This window comes from Paenibacillus sp. MCAF9, assembly GCF_052114265.1.
Taxonomy (GTDB): Bacteria; Bacillota; Bacilli; order Paenibacillales; family Paenibacillaceae; genus Pristimantibacillus.
Genome location: NZ_JBFREL010000071.1, coordinates 1 through 1,789, shown reverse-complemented (window position 1 = coordinate 1,789; position 1,789 = coordinate 1). Strand labels below are relative to the sequence as shown.

The following is a 1,789-nucleotide window of genomic DNA, read 5'->3' as shown; positions in this document are numbered from 1 at the left end:
CTCCCTCAGAGAATAAGGTTTTTCTCACGAATACTCGCGAATTCTCAGGATTTCACATACAGATTGAAATAGGAGTTTAAATGATTACAAAACATGGGCTAGGAAGTTCCGTTTGAGGGCATGCGGGAATAGAAGGTGTTGGTCTATTTACAACATCTTCCACAGAAAGTTTTGCTGCACATCTTTCTCCACAAGGCCCTTGGGATTCACTCTCCCAAATCTCAACGGGTCTAAGCCCTTACATTCCTTCGTCCTATCTAACCAAGGTGTGGAGTCCGATCAACGTTAACGGAACGGGTCTAAGCCCTAAAGCGTAAAAATCTCGGTACTCCGTGCTTTCTTTGTGAAATCCTGCGAACGAGCTGATCTACGTGTCTGGGTTGCGAATTTAGTTGTTAAGCTGCTAGTGGTTGTTGAGCTTTATCCGCGGAGAAAGTTTGTCCTTCTCGCGCCATGGCTACAAGCATCCGAGCCAATTTCCCAATCAACTTCATCATGGACTGCATTTTCGTCATTCGTTTTACTTCAATATTGTGTGCATGCACGGCTTGGAATGCACGATTGTGAGATAAGAGGTGAAACACCGAGAAGTACAAATGCTTCCGTAGTAATGAGTTTCCTCGTTTGGTTAGCTTAATGTGCCCCTTATACTTACCAGAACTACGCTCCGCTAAGTTCAATCCAGCCTTTCGCAATAACTGATTTCCGTGAGACAGCTTACGTAAGTCCCCGCCAAATGCGAATATGGCAGCCATTGCAGGAAAGGAAACACCGACGGATCGAACGAGATCAGAACAGGGGATCTCAGGCAATAACTTTTCAATGATTTCGTCTGCTTCATCAATGATGTGGCAGATTCGTTCATATTCTTCGATGAGGTGCCTAAGTTCCCATTTGTCTTCTTCAAGGGCAGTAGCGTCTCCAACGCTATGTCTAGCGAGTGTTTGGAGCTGAATCGCCTTGTTCCTGCCTCGCACACCGCCAGGTCTAGCCATGTACACTCCCCAGGTTTGCACCATCTGCTCCGGAGTTAACTGTAATACGTCAGATGGGGCTGGGAAACGACGCAAAGTGGCTAATGAACGAGGACTAAAAATATCTTCGAACGCTTGCCTGTATTCTGGAAAACGGATATCCAGCCAGCGGTGGATTCTGTTCTTAATCCGTCCGGATTTAACAACCCAATGCTCTCTGTTTGTGACAATAACCCGCAAGCGGCAGAAGGTTTCTTCTTTTGGGGAGAAGGGCGTGTAGAATCCGCGACTCACTGCATCGGCAATGACCAAAGCGTCCTTTGGGTCATTTTTTGATGGGGAGTTGTCTCTGTTTTCCTTATTGCGTTTGGTCGTCATTGGATTGACAAGGACAACAGAAACCCCTTGATTCATCAACCAATGAGCGAGATTGAACCAGTAGTGACCGGTACTCTCCATTCCCACAACGACGTCATTCAAGTTGTGCATGTTCTGTAATTTACGAATACTACTAATTAAGTGCTCAAAGCCCGCATGGTCGTTCGAAAACATAATGGGGCGATTGGTGAGGACAATACCTCGAAAGTTAATAGCTTGAGCAGTATGTTTCTCTTTGGCAATGTCGATGCCAATGACAAGAGTAGAAGTGGAAACACGTTCTACACGTTGATTTTGAGCTTTAATTAGTCTAGACTTCATGATAACGCCTCCTAAGGTGAGTTCTGAGGGCTCCAACCCAGTACATACTCATCCTAGCGGGGCGTTCGTTTTTCTGCAAATCGAATCTACTAACACCTACAGGAATGTTAACGGGC

Annotated in this window: 1 protein-coding gene; it reads right to left on the bottom strand. The window is 45.8% G+C overall.

Features of this window, described 5'->3' with window-relative positions:
* Positions 1 to 395: 395 nt before the first annotated feature.
* Positions 396 to 1,673 carry an IS110 family transposase gene (locus AB4Z45_RS32845; RefSeq protein ID WP_441913827.1) on the bottom strand — a complete coding sequence of 426 codons (1,278 nt, stop codon included), beginning with the start codon at positions 1,671 to 1,673 and terminating at the stop codon, positions 396 to 398.
* Positions 1,674 to 1,789 lie beyond the last annotated feature (116 nt).

Coding starts and splice junctions, on each gene's coding strand:
- AB4Z45_RS32845 (WP_441913827.1), bottom strand. CDS start 1,673: ATGAAGTCTAGACTAATTAAAGCTCAAAATCAACGTGTAGAACGTGTT.